The organism is Flavobacterium sp. TS_SC_5 (assembly GCF_056156265.1).
The window spans coordinates 103283-124384 of record NZ_CM149588.1 but is presented as its reverse complement, the minus strand read 5'-3'; the positions used below and the strand labels follow the sequence as shown (position 1 = coordinate 124384).

General features: G+C 32.9%; 17 protein-coding genes. 14 read left to right on the top strand and 3 right to left on the bottom strand.

Annotated features, from left to right (window positions below; all coding sequences use genetic code 11):
- Positions 1-33 precede the first annotated feature (33 nt).
- The 4 genes from AC0J6S_RS00515 to AC0J6S_RS00500 are packed head-to-tail and all read left to right on the top strand — an operon-like array spanning position 34 to position 4350.
- Entirely contained in the window at positions 34-984 is a 951-nt protein-coding gene (locus AC0J6S_RS00515) for a FemAB family protein (RefSeq protein WP_474954953.1), read from the top strand.
- A complete protein-coding gene (locus AC0J6S_RS00510; protein ID WP_474954952.1) occupies positions 981-2111 on the top strand; it encodes a DegT/DnrJ/EryC1/StrS family aminotransferase in 1131 nt (376 codons plus the stop codon). Before AC0J6S_RS00515 ends, AC0J6S_RS00510 begins: the two co-directional genes overlap by 4 nt.
- 3 nt (positions 2112-2114) lie before the next feature.
- Entirely contained in the window at positions 2115-3602 is a 1488-nt protein-coding gene (locus tag AC0J6S_RS00505) for an oligosaccharide flippase family protein (protein WP_474954951.1), read from the top strand.
- A complete protein-coding gene (locus AC0J6S_RS00500) occupies positions 3595-4350 on the top strand; it encodes an acyltransferase (protein WP_474954950.1) in 756 nt (251 codons plus the stop codon). The genes AC0J6S_RS00505 and AC0J6S_RS00500 overlap by 8 nt, the downstream gene beginning before the upstream one ends.
- Positions 4351-4359: 9 nt before the next feature.
- Here the strand turns inward: AC0J6S_RS00500 and AC0J6S_RS00495 are convergent, their stop codons facing one another.
- Positions 4360-5250, bottom strand: a complete 891-nt coding sequence (locus AC0J6S_RS00495; protein ID WP_474954949.1) for a glycosyltransferase — start codon at positions 5248-5250, stop codon at positions 4360-4362.
- Positions 5251-5296: 46 nt separating this feature from the next.
- On the opposite strand from AC0J6S_RS00495, the gene AC0J6S_RS00490 reads away from it, so the two are divergent.
- The 3 genes from AC0J6S_RS00490 to AC0J6S_RS00480 are packed head-to-tail and all read left to right on the top strand — an operon-like array spanning position 5297 to position 7909.
- Complete coding sequence (locus tag AC0J6S_RS00490; protein ID WP_474954948.1) at positions 5297-6400, top strand: glycosyltransferase; 1104 nt, start codon at positions 5297-5299, stop codon at positions 6398-6400.
- 7 nt (positions 6401-6407) lie between these two features.
- Positions 6408-6812, top strand: coding sequence for a sugar 3,4-ketoisomerase (locus tag AC0J6S_RS00485; RefSeq protein WP_474954947.1), 405 nt, complete (start codon positions 6408-6410; stop codon positions 6810-6812).
- On the top strand, positions 6809-7909 hold the full coding sequence (locus tag AC0J6S_RS00480) for a glycosyltransferase family 4 protein (protein WP_474954946.1): 1101 nt from the start codon (positions 6809-6811) through the stop codon (positions 7907-7909). The genes AC0J6S_RS00485 and AC0J6S_RS00480 overlap by 4 nt, the downstream gene beginning before the upstream one ends.
- Here AC0J6S_RS00480 and AC0J6S_RS00475 read toward each other — a convergent pair.
- Both AC0J6S_RS00475 and AC0J6S_RS00470 read right to left on the bottom strand, forming a co-directional pair.
- Complete coding sequence (locus tag AC0J6S_RS00475; protein ID WP_474954945.1) at positions 7896-8795, bottom strand: glycosyltransferase family 2 protein; 900 nt, start codon at positions 8793-8795, stop codon at positions 7896-7898. The two genes, AC0J6S_RS00480 and AC0J6S_RS00475, sit on opposite strands and share 14 nt — an antisense overlap.
- Positions 8795-9481: a cell division ATP-binding protein FtsE gene (locus AC0J6S_RS00470; RefSeq protein WP_474954944.1), complete on the bottom strand. Its 687-nt coding sequence runs from the start codon at positions 9479-9481 to the stop codon at positions 8795-8797. Before AC0J6S_RS00470 ends, AC0J6S_RS00475 begins: the two co-directional genes overlap by 1 nt.
- 247 nt (positions 9482-9728) lie before the next feature.
- Here AC0J6S_RS00470 and AC0J6S_RS00465 point away from each other — a divergent pair, with 247 nt between their 5' ends.
- The 7 genes from AC0J6S_RS00465 (at position 9729) to AC0J6S_RS00435 (ending at position 20939) form a co-directional block, all read left to right on the top strand.
- Positions 9729-12743, top strand: a complete 3015-nt coding sequence (locus AC0J6S_RS00465; protein WP_474954943.1) for a tetratricopeptide repeat protein — start codon at positions 9729-9731, stop codon at positions 12741-12743.
- Positions 12744-12824: 81 nt separating this feature from the next.
- Positions 12825-13688, top strand: a complete 864-nt coding sequence (locus tag AC0J6S_RS00460; protein ID WP_474954942.1) for a PhzF family phenazine biosynthesis protein — start codon at positions 12825-12827, stop codon at positions 13686-13688.
- 45 nt (positions 13689-13733) lie between these two features.
- Complete coding sequence (locus tag AC0J6S_RS00455) at positions 13734-15542, top strand: porin family protein (protein WP_474954941.1); 1809 nt, start codon at positions 13734-13736, stop codon at positions 15540-15542.
- A 140-nt stretch (positions 15543-15682) separates the two neighbouring features.
- Positions 15683-16714 (top strand): carboxypeptidase-like regulatory domain-containing protein, encoded by a 1032-nt coding sequence (locus AC0J6S_RS00450; RefSeq protein ID WP_474954940.1) that lies wholly within the window; start codon positions 15683-15685, stop codon positions 16712-16714.
- A gap of 76 nt (positions 16715-16790) precedes the next feature.
- Positions 16791-17240, top strand: coding sequence for a hypothetical protein (locus AC0J6S_RS00445; protein WP_474954939.1), 450 nt, complete (start codon positions 16791-16793; stop codon positions 17238-17240).
- A 223-nt stretch (positions 17241-17463) separates the two neighbouring features.
- The gene (asnB, locus tag AC0J6S_RS00440) at positions 17464-19140 is read left to right on the top strand and encodes an asparagine synthase B (protein WP_474954938.1); all 1677 of its coding nucleotides are present in this window, start codon (positions 17464-17466) and stop codon (positions 19138-19140) included.
- Between the two features lie 173 nt (positions 19141-19313).
- Positions 19314-20939 carry an amidohydrolase gene (locus AC0J6S_RS00435; RefSeq protein ID WP_474954937.1) on the top strand — a complete coding sequence of 542 codons (1626 nt, stop codon included), beginning with the start codon at positions 19314-19316 and terminating at the stop codon, positions 20937-20939.
- Positions 20940-21102: the final 163 nt, after the last annotated feature.

The window sequence follows — 21102 nt, the reverse complement described above, 5'->3', positions numbered from 1 at the left end:
ATTGATTACTTTCACGGAGTCTAAAATTTAATAGTGAAAAATTATTCTGTCAAACCATATCGGGTAAGTGATTATGCAAATTGGAATGCCTTTGTTGGTCAGGCCAAAAATGCTACTTTTTTATTTCACCGAGATTTTATGGAATACCACAAAGATCGATTTGAGGATTTCTCGTTGATGGTTTTTGAAGACCAAAAACTTATTGCTGTTTTACCGGCAAATAGAGTTGGAGACATCGTTTATTCCCATCAAGGATTGACATATGGCGGGTTGGTTTATTCATCAAAATTAAATGGAGAAAAAGTAGAAGAGATTCTGGATTCTATTTTGTCTTTTTTTAAAGAAAATGAGGTGCGATCGTTCTTTTTTAAATCTATTCCGTTATTCTATACTTCGAAGGGCAACGCCGAAATGGAATTTTTTATGCTTAAAAAAGGAGCGTTTTTAGACAAAAAAGAAATGAATTTAGGTATTAATTTAGCCATGCCTTTAACAATTTCAAAAAGTAAACTCAAACATTTCAGAAAAATTGAAGAACTCGATTTAGAAATGGTCGAAGAACAGCATTTGGAATCGTTTTGGGAATTGGTTTTGGAGCCAAGATTATTGGAGAAATACAATGCTACGCCCGTACATACTTTACAAGAAATTACTAAACTAAAGGAAAAATTTCCGAATAATATCAAACAGTTTTCAGTATATTTTGAGGAAGTTATTATTGCAGGTATTACACTTTTCGAAACGGAAACCGTTGTTAAATCGCAGTATGGTGCTACCACTAAGAAAGGAGAGGAGTTGCGTGCGTTGGATTTTTTATTCATTAATTTGATTCAAAAATATAAGCGCAAAGGCAAACTTTTTTTTGATATGGGAATCGTAAATGAGGATAATGAAAAAGGATATCACGCTGGACTTTTGAAACAAAAAGAAGAATTAGGATGCTCGGTTTACAGTCAGGATTTTTATAAAATGAACTTTATATGATTCCATTTCTTGATTTAAAAAAAATAAACGAACCGTATGAGACCGCTTTTCAGGAAAAATTGAAAGCAGTTTTAGATAGCGGTTGGTATATTTTAGGGAATGAAGTCAAGGAATTTGAATCTAGTTTTGCCAAGTATTGCGGTACAAAATATTGTGTAGGTGTTGGAAATGGTTTTGACGCTTTAGTTTTGATTTTCAAAGGCTATATTCAGTTGGGGAAATTGCAAAAAGGCGATGAAGTTATTGTTCCTGCTAATACATATATTGCCAGTATTCTCGCTATTTTGGAAGCTGATTTAATCCCTGTTTTGGTAGAGCCAAAGTTGGAAACCTACAATATCAATCCAGAATTAATTTCTCAAAAGATTACTTCAAAAACCAAAGCGATTCTGGTGGTTCATCTTTATGGGCAATTGGCAGAAATGGATAGGATAAATGAAATTGCTATGGCAAATAATTTATTGGTTGTTGAAGATTCAGCACAGGCTCACGGTGCAATCAAAAATCAAGAATCAGCACCAGAGACCGTAGGTCGAACTGACGAAGTAATCAGCAATCAAAAATCAAGCGTAGCGTATAGTTTTTATCCAGGGAAAAATCTTGGAGCATTAGGTGATGCAGGTGCGGTTACCACAAATGATTTTGAATTAGCCAAAGTGATTCAGTCGCTTCGGAATTATGGTTCGGAAACCAAATATTACAATGATTATGTTGGTATAAATTCAAGATTAGATGAACTGCAAGCGGCTTTCTTAAATGTGAAATTACCGTTTTTAGATGCTGAAAATGAAAAGCGGAGAACAATTGCCAAACGGTATTTGTCGGAAATTAAAAACGATAAAATAAAGCTCCCATTTTGGGATCTTTCAAATAATCATGTCTTTCATTTGTTTGTCATTCGAACTCAAAACAGAGTGGATTTACAAGACTATTTAGATAAAAACGGAATCCAAACCGTAATCCATTATCCGGTTGCGCCGCATAAACAAGGGGTATTTTATCACTGGAATCATTTGTCGTTTCCAATCACTGAAAAAATTCATGATGAAGTATTAAGTTTGCCTATAAGTCCAGTTTTGACAGATGATGAGGTGGGTTTTATTATTTCAATTTTAAACAAGTATTAAATAGTGTCTGATAGCAAAACTTCATATTATCAAATTGTTAAAACTACCTCGCTTTTTGGTGGTGTACAATTTTTCACTATTCTTATTTCTATAATTCGTACTAAATTAATTGCTATTTTCATTGGTCCAGAAGGAATGGGAATTGTGACTTTATTGAATTCAGCTATAAGTGTTATAGGTGGCGTTACGAGTTTAGGAATAGAAACTAGTGGGATTAAACATGTTTCCAGCAATTATAAAAATGATGATTTAAGTAGTATAGCGACTATTGTAGCAATTGTAAAAAGGCTGGCATTATTAACGGGAATTTTAGGATGTCTTGTTACTGTTTTTCTTTCCAGTTGGCTGAGTCAGTTAACTTTTGGGAATTCAAATCATACTTTTTCGTTTGTTTTTATTTCAATTACGTTGTTGTTTAGACAATTAATGATTGGGGAATTTGTGGTTTTACAAGGTTTAAGGAGAATGAGGCTTTTGGCGAAAGCCAATTTTTACGGAAATTTGTTTGGATTGCTATTCTCAATTCCATTGTATTATTACTACCGAATAGACGCTATTATCCCCACAATTATTATCGCTTCACTTTCGTCATTGTTATTTTCTTTCTTTTATTCGAAAAAGATAAAATTGAATAAAATTGTCATTTCTAATAAACAATTGACCAGCGAAGGAAAAAGTATCATTAAACTGGGAATTCTTTTGACATTAAGTGGTTTGTTTACTTTACTTTCATCCTATTTAATCCAAATTTATGTTGGGAATCAAGGAGGTTTAGAACAAGTAGGATTTTATAATGCAGGTTTTACGTTGTTGAATTCCTATGTTGGAATAATTTTTACGGCAATGAGTACCGATTATTTTCCAAGACTGGCTTCAATAAGTGATGAAAACGAAAAAGTCAGAACAAGTGTAGTACAGCAATCTTTCATCTCAATATTGATTATAACACCTATAATCGTACTGTTTTTAACACTAATTCCACTCATTATAAAAATTATTTATACGCCAAAATTCATTTCGATTATTCCAATGGTTTGTTTCGGGATACTAGCCATGTTATTCAGAGCAGTTTCCTGGTCGATGGGTTATATTTTGATTGCCAAAGGAGATTCAAAAATGTTTATCAAAACGTCTTTTGGTTTTAACCTTATTTCGTTATTTTTAAATGTTTTAGGATATTATTATTATGGATTAGAAGGACTTGGAATTAGTTTTTTTGTCTTTTATTTGATTCATTTTATTGGATTAAAAATAATTACTAAAAAAAGATATGGTTTTTATTTTGACTCTGATTTTTATAATATTTATGGTATTTGCTTTTTGATGTGCATGGCTACTTTTTTATTTCGATATATTCCAGATTCAATTATAAAATATAGTTTAATGTCAGCAATGGTGGTACTTTCAATAGTTTTTGTTTTATTTCAAATGAATAAAAAAATGGAACTGAAAGGTTTGTTTAATGCTTTAATTAAAAAGAAGAATGATTGAAATTTTAAAAAATAATTATAGAAAAGCTAAATCAGTTTATAAAAAATTACAATTGTATTATGCTGTAAATTGGACTAAAACACTCTATTTTAATTTCAAAAAATTTCCTTTCAATACCGCCAAAAAACTACCTGTCTTTTTTTATGGAACGGTAAAATTTGCCTCAATAGCCGGCAAAATAGAAATTGAAGGAAAAATTAAAAAAGGAATGATTGGTTTTGGACAGCCTTATGAAATGAATACGCTCCATAAGGGGATTGCAGAAATTAATATTTTGGGAAAAATAGTATTCAAAGGACATGTTCAATTTGGTAAAGATTATTTTATCTATATCAGTGAGAATGGTTATTGTGAATTTGGCCACATGGCATCTTTGGGTTCTTATGCTAAATTGATTTGTATAGAGCGAATTGTTTTAGGTACTTATGCCCGTTTTGGTTCGGAATCCCAAATCATGGATACTAATTTTCATCAGATGATGGATCCCCAAACGGGAGAAAAGTGTGAAATGACCGCTCCAATAGTGATTGGAAACTATAATTATGTAGGCAGTAGAGTTTCTGTCATGCAAAAGACCAAAACTCCGGATTACTGTACCGTTGCCTCCAATAGCTTGTGTAATAGTGATTATACTACTTCGGGTTCGAATATTTTGATAGGCGGTATTCCTGCAAAATTTATAAAAGATTCTGTTTCCCGAGATTGGGAAGGGGAAAAAGATTCCTTAGATGCTTATTTAATCGTCTAGTTTATGAAGTCACGAAATTATTCTCAACTTAACTTCTAATAAAATATACTTTAATACTAATGCGAAATTAGATGTTTTATAAGCCAAAATCATCTCAAAATGAATTCGTTTTAAAAGGGCTTTATTTTCATCTTTTGTTTTATTGAGATCAATTGCTTTTTTTAAAATCAAATACGTGGAGTAATTTATTTTTTTTGCTCTTGAATCTTTCTTCTTAAAAAAATCGGTTCCTAAAGAGTTTGGTACAATCCTTTTCTGCATTAGGATTTCGTCGATAAAATCAAAATCATAAATTCGAGAAGCACGAATCCAAAAATCCAAATCTTCGTAAACTAGCGTTTCATCATAGCCATTTAAATGGTCAAAAACAGATTTCTTGATCATCGCCGAAACGGAACAAATACTGTCTCCGCCTGAAAGAACTGATTTATAAATATCACCGGTTATTCTCGGGGTAATTACTTTTTGAAAACTATCAACAGGGAAATAATAAGATTCAAATTTGCCTTTTTCAGTGATTAATTCAACATTTCCATATACAATTCCAAGGTTTTTGTAAGTTGTGTTTTTGAAAGCATGTATTTGTGAAGCAACACAATAGGGTAGTAACACATCATCCGCAGCCAAGTCAATAATATATTCTCCTTTGGCTTTTTTGAGTGCTTTATTGAACGATTTTGTACTTCCTAAATTAGTTTTATTTGCCATAAATTGAATTTTAGGGAAATCAATACCCCATTTTTCAATCACTGATTTAGAATTGTCAGTACTGCAATCGTCAATAATAATTAGCTCTATATCCTTATAGTCTTGATTAATTACTGAAAACAAACTCTCTAAGACATACTTTTCCTGATTGTAACACAAGCAAATAATGGTAACCAATGGATTGTGTTGCATATTTTTTTAAAAGAGTTATATTTGATACGAAAATAACAAATCGATAATGATTTTGCCTAACAAAAAAATTAAAATTGCTTTAATTGGTTATCGATTAAGTCATGGTGGAGCCGAAAAAGTGATGGCTCTTTTGTCTCAGTTTTTTGAAAAAAAAGGAATAGAAATTCACAATATCATTGTTCTTGATGAGGTTTCCTATTCCTATTCAGGGAAATTAGTCAATTTGGGGAAAATGAAAAATGGCACCAATGGACTTTTTAATAAATGGAATCGCTTGGTATTTCTTAAGAAATATCTTGAGGAGAATAATTTTGATTTTATAATTGATTTCCGATTTCGAATAAAACCTATTCAGGAATTAATAATAGCAAAATGGCTCTATAAAACTAAATCTATTTTCATGGTTCATAGTTATTTAATCGATCACTATATGCCTAATTGGTCTTTTCTTACCCGTTTTATGTATGGAGATTGTTATAAATTAGTAAGTATTACAAATGAATCCAAAGCATTAATAGAAAGAAAACACCAGCTTAAAAACGTTGTCAGAATCTATAATCCAATCGATATTGATGCTATTGCAGAAACGAGTAAGGAGTTAAATGAACTTCTTTATGATTATATTATTGGCGTAGGCCAAATGGAAACAAACATCAAACAATTCGACAAATTAATAGAGGCGTATTCAAAATCTATTTTGCCAAAAAGCAATATTCATTTAGTCTTATTAGGAGAAGGAGAACGAAAAATGACACTTCAAAAGTTTGCAAAAGAGAAAAAAATTGAAGACAAAGTACATTTTTTAGGATATAAAAATAATCCGTTCAAGTATTTAAAAAAAGCTAAATTTTTCGTTTTGAGTAGTTTAAATGAAGGCTTGCCCAACGTTATTTTAGAATCACTGGCTTGTGGAACTCCAGTTGTTGCGTTTGATTGTTTGTCAGGACCCAGTGAAATGATTCAGCATAAAGAAAATGGATTGCTAGTCGAAAATCAAAATATTGAAAAACTTACGGAGGCCATGAATTTATTTGTAGAAGACGAGAATTTATATCGATATTGCAAACAAAATGCACCACAAAGCGTACAGTCTTTTTCGGTTTTAGCTATTGGGCAGCAATGGTTGAACTTGATGAAAATTAGTTTATAACACAATTATGACAACATTAAAAGACATACAATTACTTAAATTACCCGTTGTAGAAGATCAGCGTGGGAATTTGGCATTTATTCAAGAGGATGTTTTGCCATTTGAATTCAAACGTGTGTATTATCTTTTTGATGTGCCAAGTAATGCATACAGAGGAGGGCATTCACACATTGCTCAGCAAGAAACGCTGATTGCTTTGAGCGGTAGTTTTGAGGTTGTTCTTCAGGATGGATTAGACAAAAAATCATTTATATTGAACAAACCAAATCTTGGATTATTGATACCAACAGGCATTTGGAGAGAATTGCAAAATTTTTCTTCTGGAGCCGTTTGTTTAGTTTTGGCTTCTGATGTTTTTAAAGAAGAAGATTATATTAGGGATTTTGATGCATTTTTGGAGTCTAAAAAATGAAGCTTCTTTATATAGTTCCCAACATAAATAACGAAGGCGGTGTAGCCAGAGTCCTTTCTATAAAAGCTAATTATCTGGTCGAAAAATTGGGATATGAAGTTCATATTCTGACTCAAAACGAGGGTTTTTCTCCTTTATTTTATTCTTTCAATTCCAATATTATTTTTCACGATATATTATTGAAAGGTAATTTTTTTCAGTTTTTTAATTCTTTTTCCAAAGGGTTAAAAAGTAGAATTAAAGCAATTCAACCTGATATTATTGTTGTTTGTGATAATGGACTAAAAGCATATTTAATTCCTTTTATTTTAAAAAATAAAGTCCCTCTTGTGCTAGAAATGCACAGTTCTAAGTTTATTGAGGAAAGAGAAACAGATAAAAATATTTTGACGAAAGTTGCATTTAATTGTATTCATGCGTTAAAAAAAATAGGAATAAAGAAATACGATCGGTTTGTTGTTGAAACGAGCGAAAGCATTACAGAATGGAATGTAAATAACACTATTGTTATCCCAAATCCTTTATGGTTTACTTCTGGAAAACCGAGTACTTTAGAAAGTAAAAAAGTCATTGCTGTAGGACGACATACGTATGAAAAAGGTTTTGACAGAATGTTACAAATTTGGAAAAAAGTTATTGCGAAACACCCAGATTGGATATTGGAAATTTATGGAAAATCAAATGAAAGTATCGATTTAAGAGAATTGGCTAAAAGTCTGGATATTTCTAAAAATGTTGTTTTTTATGAACCGGTACGCAATATAAACGAGAAATATCTACAGGCCTCTTTCTATCTGATGACGTCTCGATTTGAAGGTTTTGGGATGGTTTTGATTGAGGCAATGGCTTCTGGATTGCCTTGTATTGCTTATGATTGCCCGTGCGGACCGAGAGGCATTTTGTCTCAAAAAGAAGATGGTTTTTTGATTGAAAATGGAAACGAATCAGATTATGTAAAAGCAGTCGAGACTTTAATCGAAAATGTAAAATTAAGAAGAGAGATGGGGAAAAAGGCAAAATTATCCAGCGAAAAATACCATATCGATGCTATTATGGAAACTTGGAATCAATTGTTTATTGGAATCAAAAAGAATTAATTTTGTCATTTATTGAGCACAAATAACCCACTCGAAACCAATTAAAAAGAAGTAAATTAGGATTCTTTCCAGTCAAATTTTTGACTAGATATCTTTCAAAAAGGGAATGTATTTTTGAAATGATAAAAGTAGATTTTGTTCTTTTTAAAAAATGATACAATTGAATCAGTCTTACAAATTCAATATCAATTTTTTCTTCTCCGTATAATGAAATCAAATTTTCTAAAGACTGTTTGGTTTTATTTAGATAAACTAAATTGGTATCAATGTCACCATGTTCAACAGGGTTTTCAATGTGATTTACGTTAGATTTTAAAAGACTTAACTCATACGAAAGTTGTGTGTCATCATGACCGTATTTCTTTCTGTTGGTGTCAAATTTTACTTTGTTGAAACAGCCCTTTTTGATTACAGTATTATTAAAAAGTAATGATTGATATGGCTTTTTCTTTCGGTTTGCTGCAGATTTGTCCTCAATAAATCTTCCGTATTTCCAACGTAGTTTTTGATTGTAGAAAGGACATTTTTCAGGATGCAACCTTCCGCCATAGACAACATCAAAATCTTGAAGATTGTCAATGTATTTTTTTATAAAATTGTCATGGATAATATTAGAGTCCCCATCGATAAAAAGTAAATAATCAAATTTTGCTTTCTCAGCAAGGGAATTTCTGTTTTCTCGATGTGCCAGATTTTCTTTTAAAGAGACAAAACTGCAATTTGATACTGCATTTACATTTTCATTACATGCATTCAAACTTGATTGAGAAGCATCGTCTTGGCACAAGATTTCAAAAGCTATTCCGCAATCTGTACATTGTTTGTGCAGCTCTATAACCAGTGGATAAACATTGTAATTGTATAGAGGAACAAGAATGGAAAGCATTACGCGTTTCGCTGCTGAATCACTTCAAAAATTTTGGAGTCTTCACATTTTAATGTTTTCGAAGGGAATTTCATTAATAAAGCATAATCGTGCGTCGCCATAATGATGGTTTTTCCGTTAGCATTGATTTTCTTTAGGACTTCCAATACTTCAGCGCTCGTTTGTGGATCTAAGTTTCCTGTTGGTTCATCCGCAAGGATTAATTCCGGATCGTTAAGCAATGCGCGAGCGATGGCCACACGTTGTTGTTCTCCTCCAGAAAGTTGATGCGGCATTTTTTTGCCAAAATCTCTCATTCCCACTTTAGCTAAAACTTCGTCAATCTTATTTTGCATTTCTGCGTTGTCTGTCCAGCCAGTTGCTTTAAGTACAAAAAGCATATTGTCATTTACAGTCCGGTCTGGAAGTAATTTAAAATCCTGAAAAACGATTCCAATTTTTCTTCTTAAAAACGGAATATCATCTTCTTTTAGAGTTGATAAGTCAAAGTCTACAATGTTTCCTTCTCCTTCGGTCAAAGGTAAATCAGCATACAGAGTTTTCATTAAGCTACTTTTTCCGGAGCCTGTTTTTCCTATGATGTAAAGGAATTCACCATGAATTACCTCCAAGTTTACCTCTGATAAAATAGATTTTCCTTCTTGATAAATCGTTACATTTTTTAAAGACAGTACGGATTGTGACATAATTTGCATTTGTTTATCGGGTAAAAGTAAGAAGATAACGCATCTATTCAAAATAAATTCTATTCTATTAGGCAGAATTTAAAAAATTACAAATAATATTGAAAAGTTAGGAAGTTTGATTTGATTAATATTTCGATAAAGAAGGTTGAAATCTAAACTGTAAAAAAATTATTCATAATAAAAGCCAATTGTGATTCGTTATAGAGGACAGAATATAATATATTTGAATTATTAAAATAAAATCACAATGCGTAAACTTACTTGGGGCTATTTCTTATCATTTTTTATTATAACGGCCAGTATTTCGGCACAAAAATCAACTATTTATACACACGATTCTAAAGATTTCAATAAAGCGGTTTTTTTATTCAAAGATGAGCAGTATGCCTCGGCACAACTTATTTTTAATAAAGTAAGGGAAACTGCAGCAACTGAAGAATTGAAATCAGATTGTGCGTATTATGCGGCGAATTGTGCCATTCGAACCAATCAGTCGAATGCGGATGAATTAATGGAGCAATTTGTTTCGGATTATCCTACGAGTGTAAAACAAAATCAAGCGTACATTGAAGTGGCACATTTTCATTTTAATCAAGGAAATTATCCGCAAGCGTTACAATGGTTTGATAAAGTTGACGAAAGCAGTTTAAGCAGAAAGGACCAAGATAAATTCAATTTTCAGAAAGGCTATAGTTTTTTTAATGCCAAAAATAAAAAACAAGCTACAGTGTATTTGAATAAAGTGGTGAATTCAGCTGAATATGGTTCTCAAGCCAAGTATTATTTAGGTTTTATGGCCTATGAAGGCGATGATTACAAAGAAGCTACAAAATATTTTGACGAAGTTTCGGGCGAAGAAAAATACAAAGAAAAGCTGTCTTATTATCAGGCGGATATGAATTTCAAGCTGGGGAATTTCCAAAAAGCAATTGATTTAGGGCAGAAAGCAATGGCTAAATCGACTCCTTTGGAAAAATCTGAACTGAATAAAATCATTGGTGAAAGTTATTTCAATTTAAAAAAATACGATACTGCAATTCCATATTTAGTAGGTTATAAAGGGAAAAAAGGGAAATGGAATAATACGGATTTTTACCAATTGGGATATGCGTATTACAAACAAAAAGACTATGAAAACGCAATTTCTCAGTTCAATAAAATTATTGGCGGTAAAGATTTCGTAGCTCAAAATGCCTATTATCATTTGGGAGAAAGTTACCTGAATACAGATAAAAAGCAACAAGCTTTGAATGCTTTCAAAAATGCTTCTGAAATGAGTTTTGATGCTGCAATTCAAGAAGATGCGAGCTTGAATTATGCAAAATTAAGTTATGAATTAGGGAATTCGTATCAAAGTGTTCCAGCTGTTTTGCAAGCTTTTTTGAAAAAATATCCAGATAATGCAAGCCGTTATGAGGTGGAGAAATTATTGATTGATTCTTATATTTCTTCTAAAAACTATAAAGAAGCCTTAGTTTTATTGGAAAGAAATAAATCACCAGAAAATAAATTAGCCTACCAAAAAGTGCTTTTTTATAGAGGTTTAGAATTATATACCGATGGAAATTATCCGGAAGCACTGAAAATGTTTACGAAATCCGTAAGCGAACAAAAAGATGCTGTTTTTACGGCTCGTGCCACTTTCTGGAAAGGCGAAACGGAATATGTTTTAAATGATTTTAAAGACGCATTATTAAGTTTCAAACAATTTGTTGGTGCCAACCAAGCTTCTAAAACACCGGAATTTAAAAACAGTAATTACAATATTGCATACACGTATTTCAAACTGAAAGAATACGAGCAAGCAGGTGATTATTTCCAAAAACAAATTGAAAAAGCGCCTAGTGATAAAGTACGTTTGAATGATTCGTATTTACGTTTAGCAGATTGTCGTTTTGTGACTTCAAAATACGGTCCCGCAATGGATGCGTACACCAAAGTGATTGAGTCTAAAAGTGTAGATGCAGATTATGCGTATTTCCAAAAAGCTATTTCCTACGGATTTCTAGCTAAAAACAATAAGAAAATTGACGAACTAAACGCTTTTTTACAATTGTATCCAAAATCAGAATACAGAGATGATGCACTTTTTGAACTGGCAAATACATACGTTGCTGAGAATAAAAATGACCTTGCCATAAAAACATACGAAAGATTAAATACGGAATTCAAAAAAGGTTCTTTCACTTCCAGAGCTATTTTGCGTCAAGGATTAGTGTATTATAACACAGACAAAGATGATCAGGCATTGTTGAAATTTAAAAAAGTCGCGGCTGATTTTCCTAGAACTCCGGAGGCTTTAGAAGCGGTAGCAACTGCTAGATTGATTTATGTGGATAATGGCAGAGTAGATGAATATGCAACTTGGGTTCGTACATTGGATTTTGTTGCCGTAACGGATGCAGAATTGGATAATGACACGTATGAAGCTGCTGGAAAACAATTTCAACAAAATAATGTAAAACAGGCAATAGCGGGATTTAGTGGTTATGTAAGCCAGTTTCCTCGTGGGATTCATGCTCTAAAAGCTAATTATTACCTAGCTCAATTGTATTATGCTGAAGGCTCTGAGAGCAAATCGATTCCTAATTACGAGTATGTAATTGCCCAATCCAGAAGTGAATTTACAGAACAATCATTGTCTCGATTGGCTCAAGTATTCCTAAAAAGCAAAGAAGATCAAAAAGCAATTTTAATTTTGACCCGTTTAGAAAATGAGGCGGATATTTCTCAGAATAAAACGTATGCGCAATCGAACTTGATGAAATTGTATTACGACAAAAAAGATTATCCAAATTCAAGTATGTATGCTGAGAAGGTTTTGATGAATCCAAAAACGGATGATAATGTAAAAAGTGATGCGCAAATCATAATTGCACGTGCGGCAATGGAAACCGGTGATGAAGCGAAAGCGAAAGTTGCTTACGCAAAATTAATGACAATTGCCAAAGGAGAGTTAGCCGCCGAAGCCTTGTATTATGATGCTTATTTTAAAAATAAAGAAGGAAAATTTGAGGTGTCAAATGTTGCAGTTCAAAAATTAGCGAAAAATTATTCCGGATATAAATATTTTGGAGCCAAAGGGCTAGTTTTAATGGCGAAAAACTTTTACGGATTAAAAGACAGTTATCAGGCGACTTACATTCTAGAAAATGTAATTCAGAATTTTACTGATTTTCCGGACGTCGTTTCAGATGCACAAACAGAGTTGAACGCTATTAAGGCGGAAGAATCAAAAACTAACTCATCGATAACAAAATAAAAAATCAAGGTTTGAAAGTTGGGAAACAACTTAAATCAAACGTAAATTTTTAAATAATCGAAAGCCAAAAAACAAAATGGAATGAGTCTATCTTTTTATATCGTTGATGTTTTTACAGAGAAAAAATATGCGGGGAACCAACTCGCAGTTTTCTCAGGTGCCGATGCTTTAACTGGCAAACAGATGCAAGAAATTGCTCGAGAAATAAACTTTGCAGAAAGCACTTTTATAACCAAGCTCAATGCTGATGATAATTCGGCAACCATCAGAATTTTTACTCCGGAGCACGAAATGAAGTTTGCCGGTCATCCAATCATTGGGACTTCGTGGGTTTTGATTAATAAGATTTTTAAACATCAACCGGAAAAGATTACACTATCGGTGCCTATAGGTGAAATTCCGGTGCGTCAAGCGGGAGATTTGGTATGGCTACAGGCTGCTCAACCCGAGTTTTTAGATACTTTTTCAGCAGAAGATTTTTTGAACTTCAGCAATTTAAGAACTGCTGATTTTGATGATAAATTTCCCATTCAGGAGGTGACTACAGGAAGTGCGTTTGTAATTGTTCCTGTAAAAAATAAAAAAGTTTTAGAGAATTTGATTTTGGATAAAACTAAAATGAATGAATGGTTGCAGGCAAACTGTAAAACAAGTCATAGAGCGTTGTATTTTTATTGTTTAGAAGATGCAAAACTTATTAGCAGAATGCTATGTGTTGAAAACAATCAACTTATTGAAGATGCCGCTACGGGAAGTGCCAGCACTTGTTTACAGGCTTTTCTTTTAAAATATTATTCACCAGTAATTAAAATTGTCAATCATCAAGGAGATTTTATAAACAGAGCTTCCCAGATTTACTTTGATGGAAAATTAACTGAAAATCATTTTGATATAAAAATAGGAGGAGAAACGCAATTCATTGCAAAAGGCGAATGGGAAGTATAAAAATAAGATTAGGCGCATTAGAAATAAGAAGTAAAAAAATAAAACATGACATTTAAACAAATAAACATAAAATCATTTACAAATAGGGCAACAACGTTTTCGGCTCCTTTCCTTTCGGGGAGAGTTGGGTTGGGGGTTTTATTTCTTTTATTTTTCCAATTTTCGTTTGCGCAAAAGAAAGAGCAAATAGGAACCGAAACTGTAAATGTTGTTAAACCTTATACGCCAAAAATTTCCGATGCTTTTAAAGTAAAAGAAATTCCAGAACTGGATGAAGAAGGAAACGCTAAAAAAGAAACCATAAAATACACGATTTTCTCTTTTCCTGTAGCATCTACTTTTACACCGTCAAAAGGAAAAGCTGAAGGTGTAGAGAAGGAAAAGCAAGCACATTTGTTTAAAAATTACGCGACTTTTGGTGTTGGGAATTACGGAACCTTTATTGGAGAATTATTCGTAAATCACGATTTAAATAATACAGATTATGTAGGTGGAATGTTTCGCCATCATTCGTCAGAAGGCGGAATCAAAAATGTAGCATTAGAAAATGGTTTTTACGATACATCGCTGGACTTAATGTATGGTTCCAATCAAAAAAACGTGTCTTGGAATTTGGATTTAGGATATCAAAACCAGATTTATAATTGGTACGGATTGCCGTCGGAATTTGGAAATACTTTATCAGCCCAGAATCAAGTGTTCTTGATTAATGGAATTGATCCCCAGCAAACGTACAGAACCATATCGCTGGGCGGAAATGTAGCTTTTAACGAAAGTATTTTAAACAAAGCAAGTATTAAATATAACCATTTTTCGGATGCTTCAGGATCTTCAGAAAATAGATTTTATGCAAAACCAACCGTTGAATTTGACGTGATGGAAAGTGCTGTGAAAACGGATTTAACGGTAGATTATGTGGGAGGAAATTTCGATAAAAATTATTTAAACACGAATGTCGAAGCCATCAAATACGGATTTACAAATTTTGGAATCTCACCAAGTTTTGTAATGCAGGAGGAAGATTGGACGCTGAATATTGGTGCCGCTGTTTTTTATAGTATGGACAATCAACACAGCAATAATTCCTTTTATGTGTATCCAAAATTCAATGCTTCGTATAAAGTTGTTGGCGATTTGATGATTTTCTATGCGGGTGCAGAAGGAAATTTAAAACAAAATTCATATCAGGATTTTGTGAACGAAAATCCGTTTTTATCTCCGACTTTGAGCATAACTCCAACGGATCAGCAGTATGATGTTTTTGCAGGATTAAAAGGGAAATTGACCAATAATGTGAGTTATAATATAAAAGCTTCGTATGTAAATGAAAGAAATAAAGCCTTATTTAGAAGTAATGATTACAATGAAAATGCGGGTAATGAAGATTATGCGTTTGGAAATTCCTTTCAAGTGGTGTATGATGATATGAAAACATTAAGTTTTTATGGAGAATTAAAAGCTGATTTTTCTGAGGATGTAACTTTTGGAATCAACGGAACTTTCAGCAGTTTCACTAATGATTTTCAGCAAGAAGCCTGGAATATGCCAGCAATAAAAATAAATTCAAATCTTGATTTTAATATTACAGAAAAATGGTTCGCTGGTACAAATGTGTTTTACGTAGGGGAGCGAAAAGATTTTCAGATGAATACGGCCTTTTCGTCAAATGCAGCTCCTGTAACTTTGAAATCCTATTTTGATGTCAATGCAAATGTAGGCTACAAATACAGCGACCGATTGACGGCTTTCGTCAGAGCTAATAATATTACAAATAATGCGTACCAAAAATGGTTGAATTATCCAGTTCAAGGTTTTCAGGTGATTTTAGGAGTAAACTATAAATTTGATTTTTAAGGTTTTACTTAACCACCAAGTTCACAAAGAAAGCGCAAAGTCCACATAAAATATAATTAAAAAAAAATGTGAATATTGTGCTTCCTTTGTGAACTTTGTTCATTTTGCCGTTTAATAATAATTTTAATTTTTTTTGCATTATGAAAAGAATGCTAATGATTTTTATTTGCTTGTTTTCATTAAATACCTTTTGTCAAACCATAGAAGGAACCGTTTTTGACGAAAACAAAATGCCAATCGTAGGAGCGTCAGTTTATTTGGATGGAACCACAATAGCTACTTTGACTAATGAAAATGGAAAATATTTTTTGAATGTGAAGAGTAAAATTAATACCTCATTGGTTATCCGATATATGGGTTATGAAACTGTAGGTATTTCCAATCCTTTTGAAAATAACAATAGAAAAATTTATTTAGTTCCAAAGCAAGTTGTACTTAATGAGGTTATTATAAGAAAAGATTATTTTACAAGGAGCCAAAAAATGCAACTATTTAGAGATCAGTTTTTAGGAACTTCAAAGGGAGGGAAATCATGTAAGATTAATAACGAAGAGGATATTAATTTTGAATATGATTATAAAACAAATACATTATTTGCGACATCAGATAATCCATTGAAAATTGATAATCCATATTTAGGTTATCAAATCGAATTCGATTTATATGAATTTCATGTCAAATTTCAAAAAAAGAGTATTAAAAATGCAGACGTAACTAAAAGTTTATTTTTGGGGACAACCTTATTTAATGAGATAAATAAAGAATCTAAAATAAAAAAAATCAGGGATAATGTTTATTCTGGTTCTGCGATGCATTTCTTTAAAAATCTTTCTGAAAACCGTTGGGGTAAAGATCTTTTTTTATTGTTTAAAGGAGGTTTTCAGGATATTCCAGAAAATTATTTTACAATTTCCAAGGAAGGTAACTTAAAGAAGATTAGTATCACTTCGAATGTTAAATTTGAAGGCCTTTTAGTTGGCTCTAAACCGAGATTTTATGCTAATTTTATTTTCCTCTACAATAAAAAGAAACAATCAAAAGTGGTTTTTTTGACAAATGTTTTTTATGTAGATGAATATGGAAACAATTCGGATAGTGATAAGATTGAGTTTGGGGGAGATTTAGCGACGAGAAAATTGGGAGACATGTTACCAATGAACTATGTCCTATAAATTTTTATTTTAAGAACTCTTATAAATAAATATAGAATAAACACCGGTTAGAAAATATCCGCAATCCAAAAAAACGATGACTTTCAAACAAAAAATACATACCCATTATTTACAATTAGTTCAGGATCGAATCGATGTTTTCAAAGACATGATTGTGGCGCTTACCGAAGATTCTAAGAACGATGCCAAAGGTTCTGCGGGAGACAAACACGAAACCGCTTTATCAATGATGCACATTGAGCAGGAAAAACTCAATCGTAAATTGAGAGAAGTATTGGATCAAAAAACAGTTTTGGATAAAATTGACGCTACTGCAATTGCTGAGACTATTATTGTTGGGAGCTTGGTAAAAGCGAACGGAATCTATTTGTATCTGAGTGTGGCGCTTCCAAAAATTAATGTAGAAGGAATTAATATTATCGCATTATCACCACAATCTCCTTTGGGAAATAAACTCATGGGAAATCAAGAAGGTTTTACTTTTGAGATTAATGGTACGAAGTATTTGGTGGAGGCTATTAAATAGAATCCGTCCCGAAGCTTCGGGAGTTGTATCCGTATTATCTGCGTCCCATTTTACAATTCTCAACTTCTATTCCTTTTTTTATTCTCTTTTAATTACATTTTAAACACAAATACTGTTTTTTAGTTGTAATGTATAACTAAAAATAGCATTTGTGTTTTTCAATTAGAACTATAACTGCATCTTTGCCTTATCAAAATAAACAAAACATTAAAAATATATAGTTATGTGCGGAATAGTATGTGCCTTTGACCTAAAACAAAAAGCGGAAGTTTTAAGACCGCAAGTATTAGAAATGTCTAAAATTATCCGTCATCGTGGACCGGATTGGAGTGGAATTTTTAGTAATGAAAAAGCCATTTTGTCTCACGAACGTTTGGCAATTGTTGATCCTGCTTCAGGGAAACAACCGTTGTTCAGTGAAGACAAACAACTTGTTTTAGCCGCAAATGGTGAAATCTATAACCACAGAGAATTACGCAAACAATTTGAAGGGAAATACAACTTTCAAACCGAAAGTGATTGCGAAGTAATTCTGGCACTTTACAAAGAAAAAGGACCTCATTTTATAGATGAAATGAACGGAATATTTGGATTTGCTATTTATGATGTAGAAAAAGATGAGTATTTTGTTGCTCGTGATCACATGGGAATTATTCCATTATATATTGGTTGGGATGAGCACGGAACCTTTTATGTGGCTTCTGAATTGAAAGCGCTAGAAGGATATTGTACCAAAATCCAATTGTTTCCTCCAGGACATTATATGACGAGCAAAGACGGCGAATTTTTGCAATGGTATAAAAGAGAATGGACGGATTACGATGCTGTAAAAGACAACGTAACTAGCATTGATGAAATTAAAGTCGCTTTAGAAGCTGCGGTTCACAGACAATTGATGAGTGATGTGCCTTATGGTGTTTTGCTTTCTGGAGGTTTAGATTCTTCTATTACTTCGGCTGTAGCCAAAAAATATGCGCAAAAACGTATTGAATCTGGAGATGTTGCTGATGCTTGGTATCCTCAATTACATTCTTTCTCAGTAGGATTAGAAGGTTCTCCGGACTTAGCTGCGGCTCAAATTGTGGCGAATCATATAGGAACGATTCACCACGAAATTAAATTCACTATTCAAGAAGGTTTGGATGCGGTTAAAGATGTAATTTACAATTTAGAAACCTATGATGTGACTACTATTAGAGCATCGACACCTATGTGGTTAATGGCGAGAGTTATCAAATCAATGGGTATCAAAATGGTATTGTCGGGTGAAGGAGCAGATGAACTTTTTGGAGGATATTTATACTTCCACAAAGCACCAAATGCAAGAGAGTTTCATGAGGAGAACGTACGTAAATTAGGTAAATTGCACATGTACGACTGTTTGCGTGCGAACAAAAGTTTAGCAGCATGGGGAATTGAAGGGCGTGTTCCATTTTTAGATAAAGAATTTATGGATGTGGCGATGCGCGTTAATCCACAGGATAAAATGATCAACAAGGAACATCCTATGGAAAAATGGGTAGTTCGTAAAGCTTTTGAAGAGATGTTGCCGCCAAGTGTAGCTTGGAGACAAAAAGAACAATTTAGTGATGGTGTAGGATACGGTTGGATCGATACCTTGAAAGCAGTGGTAGCGGTGGAGATTTCAGATGAACAATTGGCAAATGCTAAATACAAGTTTCCTTTACAAACACCAACTTCAAAAGAGGAATATTATTATCGTTCTATTTTTCACGAGCATTTTCCAAGTGATGCCGCTGCTTTGTGTGTTCCGCAAGAAGCAAGCGTGGCGTGTAGTACAAAAATTGCATTGGAATGGGATGAAGCATTCAAAAACATGAATGATCCATCCGGAAGAGCAGTAGCTAGTGTGCATGATGATGCGTATGCAAAGGCATAAACACAATTAATTAAGATTTTACAAATAGACAAACGCTCTCCTTTTCGAGAGCGTTTTTTTTATGTAAATAATCAGATTGGTCAAGTTGAGGATTCAAAAATTTCTTTTAATTCACCTTTGTTTAAAATAATTCGGTTCAGTTTTTTTATATTAGCACAACTAAAATGTTTATTATGAGATCTATTACTTTATTTCTTGCTTTATTTTTATTGATCTCCTGTGATCAAAAAAATAAAGTTACCGTTGATACTATTGTTACCGATGCAACTATCTACTCGGTAGATAACTCTTTTGCTGAGGCTTCGGCTCTGGCAATTGATAAGGGGAAAATTGTCGCTATTGGTACTAATAACGAAATTTCAAAACAATATGAATCCAAGAATACAATAGATGCGGAAGGAAAATTCATTTATCCAGGATTAATTGACGCGCATTGCCATTTCTATAGCTATGGTTTAAGTTTGCAAGAAGCTGATTTGCGCGGTACCAAAAGTATGGAGGAAATAATTACTCGTTTAAAGGCTTTTCAAAATGATAAAAATCCAACATTCATTTTAGGTAATGGTTGGGATCAAAACGATTGGAAAGTAAAAAAGTATCCTACAAAAGAAGATTTAGATGTCGCATTTCCTGATATTCCAGTAGTTTTAAACAGAGTTGACGGTCATGCGATTATCGTTAATAGTAAAGCCTTGAAATTAGCAGGAATCACTAAAGATACGAAAGCAGATGGCGGACAAATTGAAATTGCAAACGGAGAACCAACAGGAATTTTAGTTGACAATCCGATGGAATTAGTGTTTAAAATAATTCCAAAACCAACCCGTAAAATACAAATAGCCGCTTTATTGGATGCCGAAAAAGTGATGTTTGACTATGGATTGACAACGGTGAATGATGCAGGATTAGATCCGGACATTATTCATTTGATGGATAGTTTGCAAAAAGCAAAAGTGCTGAAGCTTAATGTGTACGCTATGATTACGGCAAATCAAAAAAATATCGATTTGTATCTGAAAAAAGGAATTTATAAAACGGATAATTTGAATGTGCGTTCTTTTAAAATGTATGGTGATGGCGCTTTGGGTTCTCGTGGTGCATGCATGCACAAACCGTATTCTGATAAGCCAGGCCAATATGGCGCTTTGTTGGCACCAATTTCTGGATTAAACGATGTTGCAAAACAAATTGCGGCTTCAAAGTTTCAGCTGAATACGCATGCAATTGGGGATTCGGCAAATACGGTGATTTTGAAAATTTACGGAGATGTTTTGGCTGGAACCAAAGATAGAAGATGGAAAATTGAACACGCACAAGTTTTGCGTGAACAAGATTTTGATTATTTTAAATTTGGAATTATTCCTTCGGTTCAACCTACGCATGCCACATCCGATATGTATTGGGCAGAAGATAGATTAGGGAAAGAAAGGCTTAAAAATGCCTATGCTTATAAAAAATTACTTCAAAAAGCAGGAATGGTGGCTTTAGGAACTGATTTCCCTGTAGAAGAAGTGAATCCGATGTTGACTTTTCATTCAGCAGTTGCAAGAAAAGACAGTAAGGAATATCCAAAAGGAGGCTTTCAAATGGAAAATGCGTTGACCAGAGCCGAAACGTTAAGAGGAATGACAATATGGGCTGCTTTTTCTAATTTCGAAGAAAAAGAAAAAGGAAGTTTGGAAGTGGGGAAATGGGCTGATTTTGTAATGTTTGATCAGGATTTAATGAAAGTGGATGAAAGTAAAATTGTGAAAATGAAACCAACGAACACGTTTTTAAAAGGTCAGAAAGTGAGATAAGTATGTGAGTCATCTTTGATGATTTGTAATTGTAAAAGAATAATTTTATTAATTTAGTATTTTAATTACATTTTAAATGTAAAATCAATCTTTTTGTTTTAAATATGAACTAAATAGTGTGTTTGTGTTTTGTATTTGTAACTGCTATCGCATATTTGTTGAG